The sequence below is a fragment of the Sulfurospirillum arsenophilum NBRC 109478 genome (genome assembly GCF_000813345.1).
GTDB classification, from domain to species: domain Bacteria; phylum Campylobacterota; class Campylobacteria; order Campylobacterales; family Sulfurospirillaceae; genus Sulfurospirillum; species Sulfurospirillum arsenophilum.
Map to the genome: position 1 here is coordinate 793,044 of NZ_BBQF01000001.1, position 21,898 is coordinate 814,941.

A 21,898-nucleotide genomic window follows, 5' to 3' on the forward strand; every position below is an offset into this window, starting at 1 on the left:
TTTAAAAAGTGAATTTGATAAGGAATGGTACGATGGAAAAAGAATTTTGGGAACAATATACCATTGGTGATGATCACATTTTAACTGATAATTTTACAAAAGAGCGGTTAGGTTTTTTTGTAGATCCTGAGACAAAAGTAGTACGCTTCATGCCAGAATATCACTATAAACAGATGATGAAAAAACAGAGTTGGATACTAAAAATTTGGAAAAGCGTCATCAAAAATGTGAAGCGTGTGAGTCATTAAATCCACGATCTATCCTATTCTATTCTCTAACAGCATAGAATATTCCTACTGATAAAAAAAGAAGTCTACTTATGATTAAAATTTAATCATAAGTAGATATAAAATATATATATTATTTTACAAGGAAATTAAAGTGACCATTAAATCGAAACTTATGCTTCTTGGATTTTGTGTTTTTTTAGCGTTAATATCAGTATCCGTTGTCTCCTATATCAGTATCGAAGCCACAAAAATCAAAGGGGAGAAATACAACGATATTATCCTCTCCAAAGATTTAATCGCAGACATTCTTCCTCCTCCTGAATACATCATTGAAAGCAGGCTTGTAGCGTATAGGATGCTTGAAACCAAAGATGAAAATTTTTTAAATGAACTGATCGTTAAAATGGCTTCTCTCAAAAAAGAGTATATGGAAAGACAAAGCTATTGGGATGAAAATCTCAAAGATGCTGGAATGCGAAAGTATATTTTGGAACATACCAAAAAACCAGTGCTTGAGTTTTTTGATGTCATCGAAAAAGAGTATATTCCAGCTCTTAGAGCACACCATTATGAAAAAGCTCAAGAACTCTCGCTTATCCTTAGCGATAAGTATGAAGTGCATCGTCAGATGGTCGATAAACTCGTAGAGATGGCAAATAAAAAAGCTTTGCAAGATGAAGAAGATGCTACGGTTATATTAGAAAAAAGTGGTACAGCATTGATCGCTACGGTCTCACTGTCACTTGTAGCTATCTTGCTTATACTTTTTCTAACGATAAAAGCCGTTACATCAAAATTGATGATGATTAATGAAGCTGTGGTGGAACTTGTAAAGGGTGATGGTGATTTGACAAAAAAACTTGAATTGAATGGACGCGACGAGATCGTTGATGTTGCCACACTGCTCAATACATTTATTGAAAAAATACGACTGACTATCGAAGAGGCAAAAACGCTTACCATTGAAAATGCAACGGCATCTGAAGAACTTATCGCCACTGCTAAGGCTATTGAAACAAGAGTCTATGGTGAATCAACCATGCTCCAAAATGCCGTTCAGAAAGTAGAACCTATCAGAGAAGCGGCTACCTATAGTTCAAGTACCCTCAACGCCAGCAAATTAGAGATCGCAGAAGCTTCTCAAAAGCTCAAAAATACAAGAATGGCAACGATGGCGATTATGGAGAAAATTAGAGAAAATTCTCAGAGCGAACTTGAATTATCTGATAAGCTTCTTCATCTTGTTGAAGATACACAGCAAGTCAAAAATGTACTCAGTGTTATCTCCGATATTGCGGATCAAACGAACTTGCTTGCGCTCAATGCGGCTATTGAAGCAGCAAGGGCTGGGGAGCATGGACGAGGGTTTGCAGTTGTGGCAGATGAGGTGCGAAAATTAGCAGAGAGAACACAAAAATCTCTGGTTGAAACCAATGCCACCATCAATGTGATCACACAGTCCATTAGTGATTTGAGTGAAACAATGCAACACGATATCGAAAAAATAAAAAGTGTTATGGAGACTTCATCTGACATAGAGCTGGCACTGACGGATGTATCAAGTTCGATTGATAAAATTACAGAAGTTGCACAAACGAGTGCGCAACAAGCCGATGAGACATCTTTTCAAATCAAGGCCATCGCTCTTAATCTTGAGGAGGTTGAAGTCTCTTCGTCTGATAATTCAAAAAGTACCAAAGAGATGATGGTCGCTATAGATCATCTAAGCTATATGACAGAAAAGCTCTCCAATAAAATGGATGGCTTTAAAGTACACTAGTGTTCTAAAAAAGGAACCATTACAGAGACGAAAAAAAGGTTGAGTAACAATTCATTTAAACTCTTGATGTATTATAATCGAAAGAATGCATAAGAGGCTTGAATGAAAAAAGTTACTATTATTCATGGGTATTCTGCTTCGCCGTATGATCATTGGTTTCCTTGGCTGCAAGAGAAGATACACTCCGTGTATGACATTGATGTCGAAGTATTGCGTATGCCAAACTCAGCTGAGCCAAAGGTTGAGGCATGGCTTAGCAAACTTCGTGACAAAATAGGGACTCCTACAAATGAAACGTTTGTTATCGCGCATAGTTTAGGCAGTATAGCATTTTTGCGTTATCTTGATAGTCTCCAAGAGAGTTTCACCCTAGGAGGCATGATCTTGGTGTCCCCCTTTGATAAACCCCTCGAAGCGTTCCCCATCCTTGATTCTTTTGTCGATGTCACACTTGATTATGAAGAGCTTGCGCGCAATACCCTCCAAAAGTATGTCATTTTTTCCGATAACGATATGTACGTCCCCCCTTACGTTACCAAAGCTTTGAGCGCCAAACTCGATTGTGCTTTATTTGAAGTTCCTCGTGGAGGACATTTTCTCGGTATTGAAGGGTTTGAAACATTCCCAGAGCTTTACGAGATAGTCAAGCAGATGATTACCAAGTCTGCATAGTTTCTTACACCAAACACGTTACATGTAATCTTATAAAAACCCAATCACTATTGGCAACACCACAGCGATAAATACTCCCACTAAACCCATTGCCAAGGCAGAAAACGCCGCTGCATTTTCACTGATCTCAAAGGCTCTTGCTGTTCCGACTGCATGAGAGATAAGACCTAGGGCAAACCCCTTTGCTGCGTCATGTTTGATCTTTAGAAGTTTAAAAACAAAAGTGCCAAAGAGTGCTCCCAAAAGTCCTGTGATGACGACAAATCCAATGGCTAATGAGGCATTGGCTCCGATGTCATGCGCGGTGATGAGCGTAATGGGTGCCGTGACCGATTTGGTGGTCATCGAAAGCATTGTAATTTTCGAAGCATCAAAAAGCCACAAAATGCCAACAGCACTGAGGATGGTAAAGATGCCACCTGCGAAAAGCGTGATGATGATGGGCAGAAAATAGGACTGAATCAGTTTAAGGTTTTTATACAACGGAAGGGCTAACGCAACCGTGGCAGGTCCTAGAAAAAAGTGCAATATAAAGACCGCATCAAAATACTGTTTATAGGGGATTTTCGCCAGTAAGAGGATGGGAAGCATAATGACATACGCGATGACGATAGGCTGCAATAAAGCGTGTTTGCCACTTTTTTCATAAATGAGAATCCCGATTTTATAGGCACTTATCGTGATGATAATCCAGCTTAGAGGGGTGTTCATCACATAAGCGATCAGTGCGTCAACATTCATTTGTTCTCCTTGCGTGAGATCAAAATATCCATTAGTTTTACACTAAACGCAAGGGCTAAAAATGTCCCTACAATCAAAGAAGCGAGAATGGCAACCAGCTCATTTGAAATGGTCTCAAACTGCGTGATGATGCCTGCTGCCGCTGGGATGATGAAGAGTGGCAAATAGCGTAACAACCAAAATACTGCGTTATCAAGTGCGTGAAAACTCCCTTTACGGATGATTAAAAAGAGCAAGAGCAACACCATACCGATGATGGCTCCAGGGATTTTGAGTTCAAACAGTTTACTGATACACTCTCCGACAAACTGGAAGAGTAAAAGGGTTAAGATACCGTGTAACATGGCTTTCCTAAAGTTTTAAATGATCGATTATACAGAATTTAGTTTTGATGTGCTTTATAGCTTTTGATTAGATGCTTGAGTGAAACGCCAAGCCAGTATAAGAACTAAGCGTAGGGTTGCGTTTCATCATCTCCACATCTTCCCTTTCCATGAGTGCAATGTGCGCATAGCCTTCGATTTCTTTAAACAAACTGGTTTGAAAAAATGTGCTTGGTCTCTGTAAGGTATTTTTGTGAGATAAGTACGGAAATTTACCATCGTTTCGATGCAAAAAAGTTCAGGATACGTGTGGATTTTGGGTATATATGGTGCTGAAAATTGCCTCAAAACTCTCCGAAGAATTTTTACATGTAAAGCTTTTGGCGGATGTGGAGATCAAATGCGATTAAAAGAAATTTAACCCGTATTGCTATGGAAAAGAGTGCCCGATATTTTAAAAAGGCTTTGAAGTAAGGGGTTGAAACTAAAGTCTTTAGTTCCAACCCCTTTTATACTAGCGTTAGCTAACCAAGGTATTAAGCACCTAAAACGATACAGCCCTCTGTTGGACAGGCTTCCATACACGCAGGTGATGAATGATGACCGACACACTCAACGCATTTGTCAGCGTAGACATAATAAATATCAGCACCCGTTGGGTTGTCGCTATCATCTACAATAGCCTCTACTGGGCACTCATCGATACACGCTCCACATGCGATACAGATATCTGTAATTTTTACTGCCATAACTTTTCCTTAATTGGGGTTTTTAATCAAAAAATCTTACAATAAGATCGTAGCATGAAAATAGCTTTGCAGATAAATTATTTGAAGTCATTCTCTTTTTGCTCTAAGCAATTGTATAGCAAAAGGAGACTATAAAGTGAAAATGAAACTACAAGGAGCTGTATGCAAAACAGTAACAGACTTGATGCCATTGACATCCCCTCATGGACTGATAAATATTTTTCAAACACCAAAGCGATCATCGAGCATTTTGGCGATACGGACGTAACGTACGCTTTCTTTTTACGCCGCCCAGTGCTTTGCGCAACTCGTTTAGCCACGCAGTGGGTTCAGGTAGAAGCGAAAAAGAACGGAATGAGCGTCACCATCGAAGTGATGCACGAGGAGGGCGCATGGGTAGGAGCAGGTGAACCTCTGTTTTATCTCAGTGGTTCTTTTGCTTTTTTAGCGGAACTTGAAACACTCATCCTACAAAAATTAGGCTCAGCCTGCGTCGCCGCTTACAACGCGTATGAAATGTGCCAAACACTTCCAAACGTCGCTTTTTTGGCGATGGACGCGCGCCATTGCGCAGGGACGGAAATGGCTGAAATGATGGCGTATGGTGCATCGGTTGGCTCAGACGTGGCACAACGCACACTCAAAGCGGTAGGATTTATCGGCAATGCAACCGATGCGACAGCGCATTTCTTTGGTCGTGAAAAAGGACTAGGCACGGTTCCTCACGCCCTCATCGGCTATGCAGGTTCAACACTTCATGCCGCTCAAATGTTCCATGAATGTTTTCCTAACGAAAATATCCCCATCTTAGCGGATTATTTCGGTCGAGAAATCACCGATACCTTAGAAGTGTGTAACGCGTTTTCAGATTTAGCGCAAGAGGGAAAGATAGCCGTGCGCCTCGATACGCACGGAGGACGTTTTTTAGAAGGGATTGATACCCAAAAAAGCTATGACGTTCTAGGACGCCATGCACCTGATGCCGTACGCGACTACCGCACCGAAGCGGAACTGCACGATCTTATCGGCACAGGCGTTTCGGCGGCGGCTATCTGGAGTATGCGTGAAACGCTTGACAACGCAGGATTTACCAAAGTGCGCATCATCGCTTCTTCGGGCTTTACACCGCAAAAGTGCCGTTCGATGGCATGGGCAAAAGCTCCCATCGACATTATCGGTACGGGTTCCTTTTTACCAGATCGTTGGAGTGAAACTAATGCCACTGCCGACATCATTGCTTATGGTGGAGTGCCAAGGGTTAAAGTTGGAAGGGAATTTTTGCTCAAAAAAAGTCATTAAATTGATTAAGATTTGTAGAGGAAGTAAGGTGCTAATTGACCTCTGAATTTCTAAATTATTAACTTTCAGGAAGCAGTATTCAAGAGAAAAATATTTGAAAAACTGATTTGAATATAACACGAATACAACATTTGAAAAGTATAATAAAATAAAAAATGATTCGTTTTATGTTTTGTTGCCAAAGGAAATAGGAATGAACTACAATCTTAATATACGAGAAGTTACTTATGCTTTATCGGAAGCTTTAGATTTAGTAGGTATTGATGATATCTTACACGGTAAGCGAGTAGCGTATATGGCGGCAGAAGTTGCCAAAGAATTAGACTGGGATAAAAATACAATTGATATGCTTATAGCACTTGGAATGCTCCATGATTGTGGTGTTTCTTCAACATATGTCCATACGCATCTCGTCAATGAGCTTGATTGGAATAATTCTGATGTACATGCAATTATTGGTGAAAAACTCTTAAAAAAAACAGCCATGTACGCTCATCTTGCAACCTATGTCAGATACCATCATACCCATTGGGATGCATTTCCTGAGACATTAACGACTCAAGAAAAAGAAATTTCTAATCTCATATATTTAGTGGATAGAGTTGATGCGCTGCGAGCACAAATGAGTTCGCTAGGGGTTAAAGCTATTTTTTCAATTGAGGAAGTGATTAAAAAATATGTTAACACTATGTTTTGTCCAAAATTAGCAGAAGCATTTCTTCGTATTTCTTCAAAAAAATCTTTTTGGTTTTATTTGGAGAATGAGGCATTAGATAGCTATTTGCATGAATGGATTAAGGGATGTGAAAATCATATTTTTTCTTTTGAAGAGATCAAAGAAGTTGCTTTAATGTTTGCGAATATTGTTGATGCTAAAAGTAAATTTACAGCTGAACACTCAATTGGGGTAAGTATGCTCTCTCGTTATTTAGCTGAATTATTTAATTTGCCTGAGGAAAATTGTGAACATGTAGAGTTAGCAGGACTTTTACACGATTTGGGAAAATTGAGGGTAAATGATGACATTCTCAATAAACCAATGGCCCTTAATGCGGATGAAACGCTTAGTATGAGTCGTCATGCATTTGATTCGGACATCATTTTAAGAAAAATAACGGGCTTTAAAGACATTGCCCGAATTGCATCTTTGCACCATGAAAAACTTGATGGTGAAGGGTACCCTTATCGTTTAGGAGAGGAAGAAATTCCTTTTACGGCAAGAATTATAGCCGTTGCAGATATTTTTCAAGCATTGGTGCAAGATAGACCGTACCGATATGGTCTAAGCAAAGAAGAGGCTTATGATATGATTGATGATTTATGCACGAAAAATCAATTGGATAAAAATATCGTCTTAAAGCTAAAAGAATATTTGCCGCAGTGTTACGACTATGCCTGTGCTAAAACAGCTACAGAGAGTTTTTGCCATACGTTTTAAAGAAATTTTATGTCAAATTGTTTTGATGTTGAAATGGTTACGGGTTTTACTTGGGACGAAGAGGGATAGGCTACGTTGTTATCTTTACATGTAAAAAGATTGTAAACGCCAAAAGTTTAGCATCGCATCTTCTTCTTGCCCCTCTCTCACAGACTTCTCTCAAAAAAACTTACAATGCTTTTACTCTCTAAATCATCAGGAATCTAAGCACCAACCCGTACCAAAGCCTTTATACACTAAACTGCACCACACTATAAAGGCATCATCCATGAATCACGATTTACTCACTCTCCAACCCGATAGACCGCCAATCATCACCTCAGAAATCGAAGTGATACGTTTCTATCATGACACGAATGTAAAGGCTGCCGTCCAGCAGATGATAGAAGGGACGTATGTTCTGGTTGAAGAGTATTATAGCAATGGCTTAGAGGTTTTGGCTGAACTTAAACGAACGCTTCTAAGTTATTATACAGACACAAAATTTCAAGGACAACGCGATTTTCGTAGTGCCTTTAGAGAAGCTTCACATCGACTATTATTGGAAGTCAAAGGTCATAAACTGGTTGTGAAGAAGTCTCCACAGATTGGCTGGTTGGAAGTGTTATACCCCGAAATTGCTGACTTTTATGTCTCTTTTCCTGAAGTTCAGGGTATGAATAGTTCGTGGCAGTGGTATCAAAAAGGCATTGAGGTGAAAACCTTGGGCATCACGCTTCACCCATTTTACGGCACTTACTTCCCCACACGGTTTGAGCATTTAAGCCTTTTTGACAAATGGCTCAAAAAATACGTTGGCTCAAAAGAGAAGGCGATAGAAATCGGTGTAGGAAGTGGCATTTTATCGTTTCAACTCATCCAAAATGGTTTTAAAAACATCTTCGCATCCGATACCAATAAAAATGCGATTATCGGTGTTGCGCAAGAGTGCAAGCGATTGGGCTATGAAGAGAAAACAACACTCAATCATGGTGATTTATTTGAAAATTGCGATGTTAAAGCGGATGTGATTGTCTTTAACCCTCCTTGGTTATTGGCAAAACATGCTTTGGAAGAGGGGCTAGATAAGGCGATTTATTATGAAAAAGAGCTTTTTCCACGGTTTTTTGAACAAGCCCAAAAGCACCTTAATCCTGAGGGAAAACTCGTGCTACTCTTCTCAAATCTAGCGCAAGTCATCGATGAAAAAAGCGCTCATCCCATCATCGAAGAACTACAAAATAACGATCGTTTTAGAAAAGAGTTACACCTCAGACGAGACGTTGGCGCATCATCGAAAAAAACAAAACGTACCGACTCAAGAGAGAATGAAAAAGTCGAACTGTGGGTTTTAGCACCAAAAGAGAAAAAAGAGGTGTAGGAGGGCAAATTCTTTTGTATTTTCATAACAGTTTTTAACGTTACATGTAAAGTTAAAAGTCAAGTCCACACCCCTAAACTATTACTCTACCTCATCTGAGGTGGAGCTTTTCTCTTTCAATTTAGTTCTCCTGTTTAATTTTAAAATAGTCTTAAACTTTTATGCTATTTTCATGCTATACATTTGATGTAAGATTTTGACAGATTTCTTACATAATTTTGCATAATCCCATTGCGATAGGTAATGAAGTCTAATCTGCATTCAGGAGGCAATATGAAATTAGCTAAACTTAGCTTGGCAGCTATGGTAGTTGCAGGTCTTGCATCTAGCTCTTTTGCGGCATCAGATACACTTGCTGACGCATTTAAAAACGGGAAAGTAACGGGCGAATTAAGAGCCTGGTATTTTGACAGAGATACAGGTGCTTCTAACCCAGCTACGTCTACGCCAGGGGCGACAGGAACACTTGGTAAAGGTAACTCTGACCTTTTTTCTACAGGTGTTATGCTTGGTTATGTAACAGATTCATTGTATGGTTTATCTCTTGGTGCAACATTCCAAGGAAGCGCTGCTCCATTTGCTGACGCAGATGCAAAAAATCTTTATGCTGCAGATATGTATGGTTCAGGTGCGGTACTTTCAGAAGCCTATGTAACGTATACTCTTGGTAAAACAACTGCAAAAGTGGGTCGCCAATTTATTACAAGCCCACTGGTTAACAGCTCTGGCTCACGTATGATTAAAGAAGCATTCCAAGCAGCTGTTCTTATCAACACAGACTTACCAAACACAACATTGGTTGCTGGTTACTCTGACAAATTCCAAGGTAGAACGTCCGATTATGATAAAAGCGTAGCAGGTGGTGATTCACAGATGCCTACCTTTAAAAAAGAAGCTGTATTCTACGGAACGGGCGCAGCTAATGGAGGATCAAACGTTTTTACATTTGACGGAGCATACACAGCTGCTGCGATTAACACATCAATCACAAACTTGACATTAACAGGTCAATACTTATTTGTTAATGATGTTGAATTAACCAATGGTGGAGATGCAAACGTTTTCTATGCAGAGGGTAACTATGTGTTGCCTTTAAGCACTATGAAATTACTCTTTGATGCAACATACCGTGGTTCTAGAACATCAAATGCTACATTTGATAGTTTCCATGTTGAAGGTGATATGTACCAAGGACGTGTTGGATTTAAAGAGCTAGTAGGTTTTAATGCATCTCTTGCCTATAGTACCGTATCAAGTGACCAATCTGTTCTTTTAGGTGCAGGAAATGGTCCTACAACGTATACAGCTCCACTCATCAAAGGTGCTGAAGTAACTTCTGGTGCAAATACAGATGCATACAAAGTCGAAGTGGGTTATGATTTTACAAAAGTCGGTGTTACGGGTCTTAAAGTCTTAGGTCAATATGTAGAAGTCAAGCAAGATGCTTCATCTGTGGCTGTAGGCGCTATATTGAATAATGCCTCTAGTAATACGAAAACCAAATACTGGGAAGGGCAAATTGCTTATGACATCCCTTCACTTAAAGGTTTAACACTATCCCTTGAGTATGAAAGTGCTACAAAAGATGTTGCAGCACTTGGTGCGACAGCTGCTAGTTCAACAGATTCTAATGAAATGAGATTTAGAGCGAACTACAAATTTTAATGTTGACACGCTTTAATCTTTTCTAAAACAGTGGCAATGATGCCACTGTTTCTTCTTTCAACTCCTAAATCCTCACATTTTCCTATTTTAAGAAAAAGAGAGAGGCTATTCTTACCTTTTCTAAGTTTACTTTAATCTTTCAAAAAAATTAAACGATATTTTTACATGTAAACCCTATTTCTCGGTAAAATTAAATTTATAAAACTAAAGTATTGACTTAAGTCATAGATTGGATTTTTGCTTAGTGATAGAATGACCACGTAACTCAAATCAGGAGGTATCAATATGTCGCTTTCAAGAAGAGACTTTCTAAAAACAACTGCCGCTGCAAGCGCTGCTGCTGCTGTGGGTATTAGCGTACCTACCGAGCTAAAAGCTGCGGGCGAGCAAGCAGAAGCCGGTTGGCGTTGGGACAAATCCGTTTGTCGTTTCTGTGGTACCGGTTGTGGTATTATGGTGGCAACTAAAGAGGGTAAAATTGTCGCAGTAAAAGGTGATCCAGCAGCTCCAGTAAACCGTGGACTTAACTGTATCAAGGGCTATTTTAATGCCAAAATTATGTATGGAGCTGATCGTCTCAAAGAGCCACTTTTACGTATGAATGACAAAGGCGAGTTTGACAAAAAAGGTCAATTCAAAACTGTCTCATGGAAAAGAGCGTTTGATGAGATGGAAAAACACATGAAAGCCGCGATGAAAGCGGGTGGTCCTGAAGCGATCGGTGTGTTTGGTTCAGGTCAATACACCATTCATGAAGGCTATGTTGCTGCAAAACTTATGAAAGCTGGCTTTAGATCAAATGCGATCGATCCAAATGCACGTCACTGTATGGCTTCAGCGGTTGCTGGATTTATGCAAACCTTTGGTATTGATGAGCCTGCGGGCTGTTACGATGACATTGAACTGACCGACACCATTGTGACATGGGGTGCCAATATGGCGGAGATGCATCCGATTCTTTGGTCAAGGGTGAGCGATCGTAAACTTTCCAACCCAAATGTGAAAGTCATCAATCTCTCTACATACACACACAGAAGTTCTGATCTTGCGGATATTGAGATTATTTTCTCACCAAGTACAGACTTAGCACTTTGGAATTACATTGCTCGAGAGATTGTTTACAATCACCCTGAAGCGATTGATTGGGATTTTGTTAAGAAAAATACCATTTTTGCAACAGGTTTTGCTAACATCGGTTACGGTATGCGAACCGAAGCAGATGCACGTAAAAACGGCTACTCTGAAAAAGAGCTAGAGATTAACAAAAAAGAAGACAAAAAAGTTATCTCCGAGAAAGAAGCTCCAGGTCTTGCTCACTTAGGCATTAAAGCTGGCGATACTATGGTTATGGATAAAGCTGACTTAGCGGGCGTTCACTGGGAAATTAGCTTTGAAGATTTCAAAAAAGGTTTAGAGCCTTATACGTTGGACTATGTTGCAAAAATTGCAAAAGGTAATCCAGATGAGAGCATTGCAGATTTCAAAGTAAAACTTCAAACACTTGCAAACCTTTACATCGAAAAAAGTAGAAAAGTGGTCAGCTTCTGGACCATGGGTATGAACCAACACCAACGTGGTACGTGGGTCAATGAACAAGCATATATGGTTCACTTCCTCCTTGGCAAACAAGCAAAACCAGGGGAAGGTGCGTTCTCACTAACAGGACAACCAAGTGCATGTGGAACAGCGCGTGAAGTTGGAACATTTACACACAGGCTTCCAGCGGATATGGATGTTTCGATTCCAAAACACAGAGAAGTAACTGAAAAAGTATGGAAGCTTCCTGCAGGTACATTAAACCCTATGGGCTACCAACATATTATGAATATCCACAGACAAATCGAGAGTGGAAAAATCAAATTTGCATGGGTTAACGTCTGTAATCCTTACCAAGACACAGCCAATGCAGAACACTGGATTAAAGCGGCACGTAACTTAGACAACTTTATCGTTTGTTCTGACGCGTATCCAGGAATTTCAGCCAAAGTATCTGACCTTATCTTACCTTCAGCGATGATTTATGAAAAATGGGGCGGATACGGTAATGCAGAGCGTCGTACACAACAGTGGAAACAACAAGTTATCCCAGTAGGCGATGCGATGAGTGATACATGGCAGTGGGTTGAGCTTTCAAAACGCTTTACCATCGCAGATGTATGGGGCGAGCAACCGATCAAAGGTGGCAAAATTCCTAGCGTCATTGAAGCGGCAAAAGCAATGGGTTATAAAGAGACAGATACGCTTTATGACGTACTTTTTGCCAATGATTTCTTTAAATCATTTAAAGCAAAAGACCCGATTGGTGAAGGCTTTGACAACACAGAAGTCTTTGGTGACAAACGTGGCGTAATGGGCAGTGATGGTAAAGAGTGGAAAGGGTATGGCTTCTTCTTGCAAAAAGCAATTTGGGAAGAGTACCGTCAATTTGGTATGGGTCATGGACATGACTTGGCTGACTTTGACACCTACCACAAAGTAAGAGGACTTAAATGGCCTGTTGTCGATGGTAAAGAGACACAATGGCGTTTTAATGCAAAATACGACCCATACGCTGCAAAAGCGAACAATGGCGAGTTTGCATTTTACGGTGACGCTGCAAAAGCACTCAAACGTGGTAATCTTTTGAAACCAACAACCGAAGAGACATTCTCTCTTAAAAACAAAGCTAAAATCTTCTTTAGACCGTATATGGATCCTTGCGAAATGCCAGATAAAGAGTATGACAGCTGGTTATGTACAGGTCGTGTGTTAGAGCACTGGCATAGTGGTACGATGACGATGAGGGTTCCGGAGCTTTACCGTGCCGTTCCTGAAGCATTGTGTTATATGCATCCTGAAGATGCCAAAGTTAAAGGCTTCAAACAAGGTGAACTTATCTGGATCGAGAGTCGTAGAGGTTCGTGTAAAGCACGCGTTGAAACCAGAGGTCGTAACAGAACTCCAAGAGGTTTAGTGTATGTTCCTTGGTTTGATGAGAAAGTGTTCATCAACAAAGTGTGCCTTGATGCAACATGTCCGATCTCTAAACAGACAGACTATAAAAAATGTGCGGTTAAGCTTTACAAAGCTTAATGCATACACTATGTAAAAGGACTTTTTGTGAGCAATCACGAAACAAATAAAATCGCAATCACCGATCGTCGTAAATTTCTCGCTTTGATGGCTCAAAGTGGTGGACTCATGGCGCTAGGTGGCATGGTTTGGACAGGGTATTTGGAAGAGGCAAAATCAGCTCCGTTGATTCTTCGTCCTCCTGCCGCAGTCCCTGAAGTAGACTTTATGCGTTTATGTATCAAGTGTGGTCAGTGTGTTACTGCCTGTCCATACCATACGCTCAGTCTTGCCAAGCCAGGTGACACGAAGCCTATGGGAACGCCTTTTTTCATACCTAGAGAGGTTCCGTGTTATATGTGTACAGACATACCGTGTGTGCCTGTATGCCCAAGCGGAGCACTGGATGCGAAAAGTGTTTCCAAGATCACTGAGGGTGTCAAAGAATTTGACATCACCAAAGCACGTATGGGACTTGCCGTCGTTGATGTTGAGTCGTGTATCGCGTTTTGGGGGATCCAGTGTGATGCGTGTTACCGAGCGTGTCCTATTATGGACAGTGCGATTAAGTTAGAGTATAGACGAAATGAACGAACCGGCAAACATGCCTACTTAACACCGATAGTCAACAGTCTCGCCTGTACGGGTTGTGGTTTGTGTGAGAGAGCGTGTGTCACTGAAAAAGCGGCGATTCATGTGTTGCCTTTGGAAATTGCTAAAGGTGCCATTGGCTCACACTACATCAAGGGCTGGGAGCAGGGTGATGAAAAGCGCTTAGAAAAAGCAAGCGGTGATGTCACGACCCATACCAAACGTAGCGAGAAGTCTGCGACAGATTATCTCAATACGAATGAGGAGTTGTTCAAATGAGAGAATGGATAAGAAGCCACCGATTTATGATGGCACGACGTTTCACTCAGTTGGGCATCCTTGGGTTATTTGTTGCGGCAAACACGTATGGCTTTATGTTTCTAAGTGGCAATCTCAGTGCATCTTTAGTGCTGAAAAAGCTTCCTTTAGCCGATCCATTTGCTTTGTTGCAGATGTTAACAGCTGGAGCACTTTTAGGACTTGATGTTCTTTTGGGTGGCGCTTTGATACTGCTTTTTTACATCGTTGTGGGAGGTCGTGCCTTTTGTTCATGGGTCTGTCCACTCAATATGGTAACCGATGCGGCAAGCTGGACACGCAGAGTTCTTCTTCTTGATAAATCTGTCGAGAAAAAAGTGTGGATGAGTCGCAATGTAAGGTACTGGGTTTTAGCCCTTACGCTTATATTGTCGTTCATTACAGGCATTGCGGCGTTTGAGATGGTAAGTCCTATAGGGATTTTAAGTCGAGGTATCATATTTGGAATGGGGCTAAGTGTTGCTCCTATACTCTGTATTTATTTGTTTGATCTTTTTGCTGTAAAAAATGGCTGGTGTGGACACATCTGTCCTTTGGGTGGGTTTTACTCAATGGTCGGGCAACTCAGTCTGATTCGTGTTAAACACGATCACACGAAATGTACGCTGTGCATGAAGTGTAAAGAGATTTGTCCTGAAAAACAGGTTCTTGGCATTATCTCCAAACAAAGCGGAGCGATTGTTTCGGGAGAGTGTACCAACTGTGGCAGATGCGTTGAGGTGTGTGAGAGTGATGCACTCTCTTTTGGTGTGAGGAATTACATTAACACAAATGTAGGAGAAAAAGAATGATTAGTACAAAAACGTTAATAATGGGTTCTTTGTTTAGTATTATTGTCGCTACTGGATGTGCCGTAACACAATCGTACAATGAAGAAGAATTAGGGCTTAGAAAGGTGGATCTCTACAGCGAAAAAACCGTTGTAGGTGAGCCAACATCGTACTCTACTGTAGCTGCAGGTGAATCAAAAGTGATTCAAAGATCGTTTGAAAATGCACCTCCATTGATTCCACATGATGTGGAAGGAATGCTGGATATGACGAAAGAGAGCAATGCGTGTACGGGTTGTCACTTGCCTGAAGTTGCTGAGGCAGTGAAAGCGACACCGATTCCTAAGTCTCACTTTTTCGATATGAGAACGCAAAAAGTGTTGACAGAGATGAGTCAAGCTCGCTATAACTGTTCAGCATGCCATGTGCCTCAATCTGCTAACGAGCCTTTGGTTCAAAATAATTTTAAACCAGACTATCGTAAAGAGAGTGAGAAAAATCGTTCAAACCTCATTGATAACCTTAATGAAGGCGTGAGATAGCCATGACAAATGGCAGCAGAAGAGGGGTTTTTACCTCTCTTTTTGGTATGAAAAAGGCGCAAAAAATTCAAAATGAGTTGTGTGTAGTGCGCCCACCGTATCATCAAGAGGGGTATAAATTTTCTGATATTTGCGTTACATGTAACGATACACCGTGCATGAATGCTTGTGAAGAAAACATTATCTTCCTCGATGCTGCTCATACGCCTTGCTTAGACTTTACCAAACGGGGTTGTACGTTTTGTGAAGCGTGTGCAAGTGCGTGCCCTAGTGATGTTTTAAGCCTTACATGTAAAGATGAAAAAGATTTACATGTAAAAGCTATGATTGATATAATGACATGTATGGCATGGCATCAAAGTTTGTGCAACAGCTGCCTTGATGCCTGTGAGCCTAGAGCCATTCACTTTTTAGGACTTTTCCGTCCACACATAGAGATGGATGTGTGCAATGGCTGTGGTATGTGTATTGGCATTTGTCCAAGCGATGCTATTGGTATAAAACATGAGGAGCAAGCATGAAGTATCTTCTACTCTTAAGTATTATTTCAAGCATGCTTTTAAGCGCAGAATTAAGCCCTCGAAGCATCATTCAAGCAAGTGGAAACGTTCAACAAATAGCGCTTGTGGAGGGTAAAATCATCGCAGGAACGAGTGTGGGAACGCTTGAGATGTACAAAGTAGAAGATGCTTCTAAACTTTCCCAAATTGTTTTTCCAAAGATCAAAGACTTTACAGGCGATGAGGTAGCTCCCAAAGTCTTCTCGGTGGATATGTTAGGCAAAACATTTTTAGCGGTGGTTCAAGCCAGTAGTGGCTCACGTGAGCTTTACCTTGTCGAAGAGGGTAAGCCTAAAGTGCTCATTGACGCTCACGCCAATCTTTTCATCTCCAAAGCCAAGTTTGTTGATAAAAACCGCATCTTAGTTGCTCTTTTGAGCAACGAATTTCTTTTGTGGGACATTCAAACCAAAAAGGAGATCTACCGCATTCAACCTTCCTCTTCCCACTTTAGCGATTTTGCATTGAATGAAGCGAAGAGTATGGTAGCAAGTTCCAGTGAGTCAGGTGAAATAAGTGTCTTTGATGCGCTTAGTGGCAAGATTATCACCGTACTAAAAGGCGGTAATGTGGACAATGTCTATAAAGTTGACTTTAAAAAGGATAAAATCCTCTGTGCTGGGCAAGATCGCAGAGGCATTATTTACGATCTTAAAAGTGGTGCATACGAGCGCTTTGATGGCTCATTTCTTATCTACGCAGGTGCTCTTAGCCCCAGCCTGAATTTGGGCGCATTTGCCTTTAATGAACAAAATGATATTGTCCTTTTTGATCTTGCCTCTAAAGGTAAAGTCCATACGCTTAAAGGGCAAAAAAGTACGCTCAATACCATTGTTTTTGCTAGCGACAAAGAGCTAGTAAGTAGCAGTGACGATCAATTTATTATGATTTGGAGACTCCCATGAATATTTCAAGTATTGTTATACAAGCGAAGCCAGAATATGTCGAAGAAATCATCGCTGTTTGTGAGGCGAGCGATTTTTGTGACTACCATTTTCACGATGTAGAAAAAGGTAAGATCATCGTGACGATTGAGGGTGAAAACATCGACGAAGAGATGTCAAAGATGAAAAAGATCGAGCAGATTCCTCATGTCATCTGTGCCGATATGATGATGGCATACAGTGAAGATGAACTCGACAGTGAGAGAGAAAAACTAGAGCATTCGCCAAATGTCCCACCCATACTCAATGATGAAACGATTGCATTCAAAGACATTGTCTATAAGGGTGATTTGAAGAAGAAAATACACTAAAGGCTTTCCCATGCAAACGACGTATCAGATGTTTGTTGAAACGACGGTTCCGAGTGATGAACTCATTGTCTCACGTACGGATTTAAGCGGAAAAATAACGTATGCCAATGAAACATTTGCACAGATTTCTGGCTATGAGGTTGATGAACTCATCGGCAAACCCCACAACATCGTACGCCATCCCGATATGCCTCACTCGGTTTTTAAAACACTCTGGGAAACACTGCAACGAGGCGAAATGTGGAAAGGGTATGTCAAAAATCTTCGCAAAGATGGCGGTTACTACTGGGTTTATGCAGAAGTTTCAGGTGTCTATAAAGATGGCGTACTCATTGAGTATAAATCATTACGTGTGCCTATGGACGAAGAGACAAAAGTAAAAATGCAACGCACCTACGATGAAAAATGCGAACAAGAAGAGCACAAAAGTCGCGTTGTTGTTTATCTTCAAAGTGATCTTGTGCATAAAGTTGAAACACTTGCACGCGAAAAAGCATGTTCTAGCGATAAGATTATTAACGATATTCTAGGTGACACCCTCTTTTAATTCTACTTCTTTGGATTGAAGTGTACGCTTCAATCCACCACTTTTCTTTGTATTTTCATAATAGAGTTCTTGCAGAACGCAACAAAACACTTTTAGAGAAAGCTATGTTAACACTGCGTTTTCCTCGGCAGAAAGCCCACGCACCTTTGGTGCTTTTATTTCTTGTAAATCGAGTTTTGCAAGAAGTCTAATCTTTTTTCTATTAATGCTAAAACATAGCCGTATTTATTTATACTTTTCTAATTAATAAAAGTATATTCTTATAATTATATTTACTATAAATTATAATTAGGAGAAGGCATGGACGAAGTTCTTGCATGTGAAAACAACAGAGTAAAATTCTTTCCGATCATGATGTATGCGATGGTTATGGGACTAAGTGGTTTAACGATTATGTACCAAAAAGCGGCACTTTGGTTAGGGTTTAGTGAGATGATCGGAGCAGTTTTAATGGTGGTTTCAACTGCATTGTTTGTGATGATCTCTTTGATCTACCTTGGAAAATACATCAAATACGCGTCTATCGTAAAAAAAGAATTTTCACACCCCATAAGACTCAATTTTTTTGCAGCTATTTCTATTTCGATGTTGATGCTAGCGATTATTTACAAAGAGGTCAATGTTAATGTATCGGCTCTTTTTTGGTATGCCGGATCTGGACTTCATTTTTACCTCACCATGCATACCATCTCGTTTTGGATCAATAATAATCAAGAACTAGATCACTCAAATCCTGCATGGTTTATTCCCGTTGTGGGAAATGTGTTGGTTCCAGTAGGTGGCATAGGCTTTGCGAGTCAAGGTGTACTGATGTACTTTTTTAGCTGTGGTATTTTCTTTTGGGTGATACTATTTGCTATTTTACTCAATCGCATCATTTTTCATCATCAATTAGCCGTGAAGTTTATGCCGACAATGTTTATTCTCATCGCTCCCCCTGCGGTTGGCTTTCTCGCGTATTATAAAATGTATGGTGTGGTAGATGTCTTTGCAACCATGCTGTTTAATCTTGCACTCTTTTTTACACTCCTAGTCGCATTTATGTATAAAAATTTTGTTAAAATCAAATTTTTTATCTCTTGGTGGGCATTTGTATTTCCACTGGCGGCTATGGCGATTAGCTCGATGCTGATGTACCATGAAACCAAAGATGCTGTGCTTTTAGCACTCTCATATGTTATGGTGGGTGTGACAACGGTGGTGATTTCTATTGTTATTTACCAAACGGTAGCGCATATCCGCAAAGGCGAAATTTGCGTACAAGAATAGACACGTTACAGATTTATCATTAAATATCAAAGGAAAATTATATGGAAAAAACAGTTTTTATGGATAAGTATCCTATTCATTCACTCACATTGCGAAAATCAGAACTGCGCTATGAGAGCATGACTCAAATGCTTGACTACTTTAAAGAGAAAATAAATGCTCATCCTGTAGCACATTTTATAGCCATTTTTGACCACTATGCTCATACGAAATCATTGGGTGGTGAAATTATGGAAGGGTTAAAAGATGTTCAAAATATTGTTTTTTGTTTTGGAAGTGCCATTCCGAGCACTAAAATGGTCGCAGTTCGCCCTCGAAGCATCGGGATTTGTGAGTTTGAGGATCGTTTTGTGATTGAATTTATGGAAGCACCGAAAGAGGAGCTTCATGCGGTGATGCAGGCATGGGCAAAAGCGTTGGTAGATTAATCTACCAAAGTGCTGTAATCTCTTCGTCCGTTATCGCCTCTCTTAAAAGTACGGGGATTCCTTTAGTGGAGAGAGTACTTTTAAACCCTTGTCCAATAGTTCCTGTAACAAATACATTAACACGCTGATTGACGAAAAGTTCACTTAAGACGGAAGAAGGCTTTGTTTGATTGAGAAGCAGAGGATTAGGAATCATCTGCTTCTCAATGGTTTGATGGTTCTCAAGCGTGAAAAAATGAATGTACTTGCCTTTAGGATTTAATACTGTGTAAGGAGAGGTTTCACTTTCACTGCACAAGGCAACCACGTAACGTTCTTTACTGCTTTCTAGATGCAAAGCATGACCTCCAAGTAGTGCCAAAGCGACTTTATTGCGCGCTGATTTAATGATGCGAGCAAAAGTTGGGCGAGAAACTTCCATCTTTTGTGCAGCTTCCTCTTGGTACAGCTCCAACAAATCCATCAGATAGAGTGCTTCAACCTCTTCGGCTAAAAGGGAGATAGCTTCTTCGTGTAAGGCATGTTCTTGTGGAATAAAATGGCTACAAGGTGGACGAAACGAAATAGATCGTTTACTTTTGTGGCGTGCCATAATTCCCCTTTACGTGTTGATGGCATATTATAACATGATTTGAAATACTTGACATATGTCCATTATGAGAGTATTATTTTGGACATATGTTCAAATAGAATATTAAACTCAAGAAAAGGATTTAAAATGACTATTATATTTCCAACAATGAAAGACGATGGGCTTGAAGCAAAAAGAGGTGCACATTTTGGTAAGGCAACGTTTTATACGGCAGTTGTCGTAGAAGACGGTGTTGTTAAAGAAGTAAAAGTGTATAAAAACCCTGGTCATGTAACCGGAGGCTGCGCTAATGCTGTGGCAAATATACAAGCACTGGGAGCTGATACACTTGTGGTTTCAGGCATCGGTGGAGAGCCTTTGAAAAAGTTTTTGGCTGTTAATGTTGCTGTTTATTTCGATGACAAAAACGAAACAGTGAAAGATGCGTTAAGCGATTTTTTAGCGGAAAAAACGGTTAAGATTGACCCAAATCATACCTGTGCACATCATTAAAAAAATGAGCATAAAACTGATACGGCTACGGCAGATGTCAGTTTTTAAGACGCTTTTGGGTAAAATCCCCCTTAAAAGCTAATTAAAAAGGTCAATCAATGGGTTTAGGTGTCGGTATCGTAGGACTCCCCAATGTCGGAAAATCAACCACGTTTAATGCACTTACCAAAGCGCAAAATGCAGAATCTGCAAACTATCCTTTTTGTACAATAGAGCCCAATAAGGCTGTTGTTCCCGTTCCCGATCCAAGACTTGAAGAGCTTGCAAAGATTGTCAATCCTGAGCGCATTCAGCACTCAACGGTGGACTTTGTGGACATCGCTGGTTTGGTAAAAGGTGCGAGTGCGGGTGAAGGACTTGGCAATCAGTTCTTGTCTAACATTCGTGAAGTCGAAGTCATTTTACACATGGTGCGTTGTTTTGAAGATGAGAACATCACGCACGTTGAAAACAGTATCAACCCGCTTCGTGATATCGAGATCATCGAAAGCGAGCTCATTTTTGCAGACGTTCAACAGCTGGATAAAAAACTAGACCGTCTTAAACGTCAAGCCAAACTTGAAAAGGGCGCGCAAGCGATGGCAGAAATCGCCACGGAACTTCGCGCACACCTTGATGACATTAAACCTGTCAGCACTTTTCCTCGTAAAGACGATGAAAATTTCCAAGCACTCGATAAAGAGCTACGTTTTCTCTCCAATAAAACCATCATCTATGGTGCCAATGTCGATGAAGCGGGGCTTTTAGAAGAAAATATTTTTGTAAAAGCGGTCAAAGAGCATGCCAAAGCAGTCGGTGCCGATGTTGTTGTTTTATGTGCGAAAGTCGAAGAAGAGATGATCGCGCTTGAGGATGATGAAGCCGAAGAGTTCTTAAAAGAGCTTGGCATTGAAGAATCAGGTCTTAAACAGATCATTCGTCTAGCCTTTGACAAACTTGGTCTTGCGTCTTACTTTACCGCAGGTGTCAAAGAAGTACGTGCTTGGACGATTGAAAAAGGCTGGCGTGCTCCTAAAGCGGCGGCGGTTATTCACAACGATTTTGAAAAAGGATTTATCCGTGCGGAAGTCATTGGCTACAATGATTTTATCGCCTATAAGGGTGAAGCTGGCTCAAAAGAGGCAGGTAAAATGCGCCTAGAAGGTAAAGAATACATCGTTCAAGATGGCGATGTAATGCACTTTAGATTTAACGTATAAACTGCTTTAAATGTTTACATGTAAAAG

At 40.5% G+C, this 21,898-nt stretch carries 23 protein-coding genes; 19 read left to right on the plus strand and 4 right to left on the minus strand.

Annotated elements, in window-relative coordinates; all coding sequences use genetic code 11:
• Positions 1 to 32: 32 nt before the first annotated feature.
• From SAR02S_RS03935 to SAR02S_RS03945, 3 genes are all read left to right on the plus strand, one after another.
• Complete coding sequence (locus SAR02S_RS03935) at positions 33 to 248, plus strand: hypothetical protein (RefSeq protein ID WP_041957058.1); 216 nt, start codon at positions 33 to 35, stop codon at positions 246 to 248.
• A 133-nt stretch (positions 249 to 381) separates the two neighbouring features.
• A complete protein-coding gene (locus SAR02S_RS13650) occupies positions 382 to 2,010 on the plus strand; it encodes a methyl-accepting chemotaxis protein (protein ID WP_052433516.1) in 1,629 nt (542 codons plus the stop codon).
• 102 nt (positions 2,011 to 2,112) lie between these two features.
• Positions 2,113 to 2,682, plus strand: coding sequence for an RBBP9/YdeN family alpha/beta hydrolase (locus SAR02S_RS03945; protein WP_041957059.1), 570 nt, complete (start codon positions 2,113 to 2,115; stop codon positions 2,680 to 2,682).
• A 30-nt stretch (positions 2,683 to 2,712) separates the two neighbouring features.
• On the opposite strand, the gene SAR02S_RS03950 is transcribed toward SAR02S_RS03945, so the two are convergent.
• The 3 genes from SAR02S_RS03950 to SAR02S_RS03960 all read right to left on the minus strand — a co-directional run bounded on the left by SAR02S_RS03950 (position 2,713) and on the right by SAR02S_RS03960 (position 4,495).
• Complete coding sequence (locus SAR02S_RS03950; RefSeq protein WP_041957060.1) at positions 2,713 to 3,423, minus strand: LrgB family protein; 711 nt, start codon at positions 3,421 to 3,423, stop codon at positions 2,713 to 2,715.
• Positions 3,420 to 3,767, minus strand: coding sequence for a CidA/LrgA family protein (locus tag SAR02S_RS03955; RefSeq protein ID WP_041957062.1), 348 nt, complete (start codon positions 3,765 to 3,767; stop codon positions 3,420 to 3,422). The genes SAR02S_RS03950 and SAR02S_RS03955 overlap by 4 nt, the downstream gene beginning before the upstream one ends.
• A gap of 515 nt (positions 3,768 to 4,282) precedes the next feature.
• A complete protein-coding gene (locus SAR02S_RS03960) occupies positions 4,283 to 4,495 on the minus strand; it encodes a 4Fe-4S dicluster domain-containing protein (RefSeq protein ID WP_041957064.1) in 213 nt (70 codons plus the stop codon).
• 162 nt (positions 4,496 to 4,657) lie between these two features.
• Between SAR02S_RS03960 and SAR02S_RS03965 the strand changes: the two genes are divergently transcribed.
• The 14 genes from SAR02S_RS03965 to SAR02S_RS04030 all read left to right on the plus strand — a co-directional run bounded on the left by SAR02S_RS03965 (position 4,658) and on the right by SAR02S_RS04030 (position 19,588).
• On the plus strand, positions 4,658 to 5,794 hold the full coding sequence (locus SAR02S_RS03965; RefSeq protein WP_041957065.1) for a nicotinate phosphoribosyltransferase: 1,137 nt from the start codon (positions 4,658 to 4,660) through the stop codon (positions 5,792 to 5,794).
• Between the two features lie 193 nt (positions 5,795 to 5,987).
• Positions 5,988 to 7,232, plus strand: coding sequence for an HD domain-containing phosphohydrolase (locus SAR02S_RS03970; RefSeq protein ID WP_041957067.1), 1,245 nt, complete (start codon positions 5,988 to 5,990; stop codon positions 7,230 to 7,232).
• Positions 7,233 to 7,500: 268 nt separating this feature from the next.
• Positions 7,501 to 8,592, plus strand: coding sequence for a methyltransferase (locus tag SAR02S_RS03975; RefSeq protein ID WP_041957069.1), 1,092 nt, complete (start codon positions 7,501 to 7,503; stop codon positions 8,590 to 8,592).
• A gap of 273 nt (positions 8,593 to 8,865) precedes the next feature.
• Entirely contained in the window at positions 8,866 to 10,257 is a 1,392-nt protein-coding gene (locus SAR02S_RS03980) for an OprD family outer membrane porin (RefSeq protein ID WP_041957071.1), read from the plus strand.
• Between the two features lie 285 nt (positions 10,258 to 10,542).
• Positions 10,543 to 13,329 carry a nitrate reductase catalytic subunit NapA gene (gene napA, locus SAR02S_RS03985; RefSeq protein ID WP_041957073.1) on the plus strand — a complete coding sequence of 929 codons (2,787 nt, stop codon included), beginning with the start codon at positions 10,543 to 10,545 and terminating at the stop codon, positions 13,327 to 13,329.
• Positions 13,330 to 13,356: 27 nt separating this feature from the next.
• Complete coding sequence (napG, locus tag SAR02S_RS03990; protein ID WP_041957075.1) at positions 13,357 to 14,178, plus strand: ferredoxin-type protein NapG; 822 nt, start codon at positions 13,357 to 13,359, stop codon at positions 14,176 to 14,178.
• Entirely contained in the window at positions 14,175 to 15,008 is an 834-nt protein-coding gene (napH, locus tag SAR02S_RS03995; protein ID WP_041957077.1) for a quinol dehydrogenase ferredoxin subunit NapH, read from the plus strand. The genes napG and napH overlap by 4 nt, the downstream gene beginning before the upstream one ends.
• Complete coding sequence (locus SAR02S_RS04000) at positions 15,005 to 15,529, plus strand: nitrate reductase cytochrome c-type subunit (RefSeq protein WP_198133068.1); 525 nt, start codon at positions 15,005 to 15,007, stop codon at positions 15,527 to 15,529. The genes napH and SAR02S_RS04000 overlap by 4 nt, the downstream gene beginning before the upstream one ends.
• Positions 15,530 to 15,531: 2 nt before the next feature.
• Positions 15,532 to 16,050, plus strand: coding sequence for a ferredoxin-type protein NapF (locus SAR02S_RS04005; protein WP_041957078.1), 519 nt, complete (start codon positions 15,532 to 15,534; stop codon positions 16,048 to 16,050).
• Positions 16,047 to 16,994, plus strand: a complete 948-nt coding sequence (locus SAR02S_RS04010; RefSeq protein ID WP_041957080.1) for a WD40 repeat domain-containing protein — start codon at positions 16,047 to 16,049, stop codon at positions 16,992 to 16,994. The genes SAR02S_RS04005 and SAR02S_RS04010 overlap by 4 nt, the downstream gene beginning before the upstream one ends.
• Positions 16,991 to 17,344: a chaperone NapD gene (locus SAR02S_RS04015; RefSeq protein ID WP_041957082.1), complete on the plus strand. Its 354-nt coding sequence runs from the start codon at positions 16,991 to 16,993 to the stop codon at positions 17,342 to 17,344. Before SAR02S_RS04010 ends, SAR02S_RS04015 begins: the two co-directional genes overlap by 4 nt.
• A gap of 10 nt (positions 17,345 to 17,354) precedes the next feature.
• Positions 17,355 to 17,891: a PAS domain-containing protein gene (locus tag SAR02S_RS04020; RefSeq protein WP_041957084.1), complete on the plus strand. Its 537-nt coding sequence runs from the start codon at positions 17,355 to 17,357 to the stop codon at positions 17,889 to 17,891.
• Between the two features lie 300 nt (positions 17,892 to 18,191).
• Entirely contained in the window at positions 18,192 to 19,160 is a 969-nt protein-coding gene (locus tag SAR02S_RS04025) for an SLAC1 anion channel family protein (protein WP_041957086.1), read from the plus strand.
• A gap of 41 nt (positions 19,161 to 19,201) precedes the next feature.
• Positions 19,202 to 19,588 (plus strand): DUF6858 family protein, encoded by a 387-nt coding sequence (locus SAR02S_RS04030; protein WP_041957088.1) that lies wholly within the window; start codon positions 19,202 to 19,204, stop codon positions 19,586 to 19,588.
• A 1-nt stretch (position 19,589) separates the two neighbouring features.
• On the opposite strand, the gene SAR02S_RS04035 is transcribed toward SAR02S_RS04030, so the two are convergent.
• Positions 19,590 to 20,180 carry a DUF134 domain-containing protein gene (locus SAR02S_RS04035; protein ID WP_041957090.1) on the minus strand — a complete coding sequence of 197 codons (591 nt, stop codon included), beginning with the start codon at positions 20,178 to 20,180 and terminating at the stop codon, positions 19,590 to 19,592.
• 126 nt (positions 20,181 to 20,306) lie between these two features.
• Here SAR02S_RS04035 and SAR02S_RS04040 point away from each other — a divergent pair, with 126 nt between their 5' ends.
• Complete coding sequence (locus SAR02S_RS04040; RefSeq protein WP_041957091.1) at positions 20,307 to 20,672, plus strand: NifB/NifX family molybdenum-iron cluster-binding protein; 366 nt, start codon at positions 20,307 to 20,309, stop codon at positions 20,670 to 20,672.
• Between the two features lie 98 nt (positions 20,673 to 20,770).
• Complete coding sequence (ychF, locus tag SAR02S_RS04045; protein WP_041957093.1) at positions 20,771 to 21,871, plus strand: redox-regulated ATPase YchF; 1,101 nt, start codon at positions 20,771 to 20,773, stop codon at positions 21,869 to 21,871.
• The last annotated feature ends 27 nt before the right edge of the window (positions 21,872 to 21,898 follow it).

Coding starts and splice junctions, on each gene's coding strand:
- SAR02S_RS04010 (WP_041957080.1), top strand. CDS start 16,047: ATGAAGTATCTTCTACTCTTAAGTATTATTTCAAGCATGCTTTTAAGC.
- SAR02S_RS04035 (WP_041957090.1), bottom strand. CDS start 20,180: ATGGCACGCCACAAAAGTAAACGATCTATTTCGTTTCGTCCACCTTGT.
- SAR02S_RS04040 (WP_041957091.1), top strand. CDS start 20,307: ATGACTATTATATTTCCAACAATGAAAGACGATGGGCTTGAAGCAAAA.
- SAR02S_RS03975 (WP_041957069.1), top strand. CDS start 7,501: ATGAATCACGATTTACTCACTCTCCAACCCGATAGACCGCCAATCATC.
- ychF (WP_041957093.1), top strand. CDS start 20,771: ATGGGTTTAGGTGTCGGTATCGTAGGACTCCCCAATGTCGGAAAATCA.
- SAR02S_RS03980 (WP_041957071.1), top strand. CDS start 8,866: ATGAAATTAGCTAAACTTAGCTTGGCAGCTATGGTAGTTGCAGGTCTT.
- SAR02S_RS04020 (WP_041957084.1), top strand. CDS start 17,355: ATGCAAACGACGTATCAGATGTTTGTTGAAACGACGGTTCCGAGTGAT.
- SAR02S_RS04015 (WP_041957082.1), top strand. CDS start 16,991: ATGAATATTTCAAGTATTGTTATACAAGCGAAGCCAGAATATGTCGAA.
- SAR02S_RS03965 (WP_041957065.1), top strand. CDS start 4,658: ATGCAAAACAGTAACAGACTTGATGCCATTGACATCCCCTCATGGACT.
- SAR02S_RS03935 (WP_041957058.1), top strand. CDS start 33: ATGGAAAAAGAATTTTGGGAACAATATACCATTGGTGATGATCACATT.
- SAR02S_RS03955 (WP_041957062.1), bottom strand. CDS start 3,767: ATGTTACACGGTATCTTAACCCTTTTACTCTTCCAGTTTGTCGGAGAG.
- napH (WP_041957077.1), top strand. CDS start 14,175: ATGAGAGAATGGATAAGAAGCCACCGATTTATGATGGCACGACGTTTC.
- SAR02S_RS03950 (WP_041957060.1), bottom strand. CDS start 3,423: ATGAATGTTGACGCACTGATCGCTTATGTGATGAACACCCCTCTAAGC.
- SAR02S_RS04000 (WP_198133068.1), top strand. CDS start 15,005: ATGATTAGTACAAAAACGTTAATAATGGGTTCTTTGTTTAGTATTATT.
- SAR02S_RS04030 (WP_041957088.1), top strand. CDS start 19,202: ATGGAAAAAACAGTTTTTATGGATAAGTATCCTATTCATTCACTCACA.
- SAR02S_RS03960 (WP_041957064.1), bottom strand. CDS start 4,495: ATGGCAGTAAAAATTACAGATATCTGTATCGCATGTGGAGCGTGTATC.
- SAR02S_RS03945 (WP_041957059.1), top strand. CDS start 2,113: ATGAAAAAAGTTACTATTATTCATGGGTATTCTGCTTCGCCGTATGAT.
- SAR02S_RS04005 (WP_041957078.1), top strand. CDS start 15,532: ATGACAAATGGCAGCAGAAGAGGGGTTTTTACCTCTCTTTTTGGTATG.
- SAR02S_RS03970 (WP_041957067.1), top strand. CDS start 5,988: ATGAACTACAATCTTAATATACGAGAAGTTACTTATGCTTTATCGGAA.
- SAR02S_RS04025 (WP_041957086.1), top strand. CDS start 18,192: ATGGACGAAGTTCTTGCATGTGAAAACAACAGAGTAAAATTCTTTCCG.
- napA (WP_041957073.1), top strand. CDS start 10,543: ATGTCGCTTTCAAGAAGAGACTTTCTAAAAACAACTGCCGCTGCAAGC.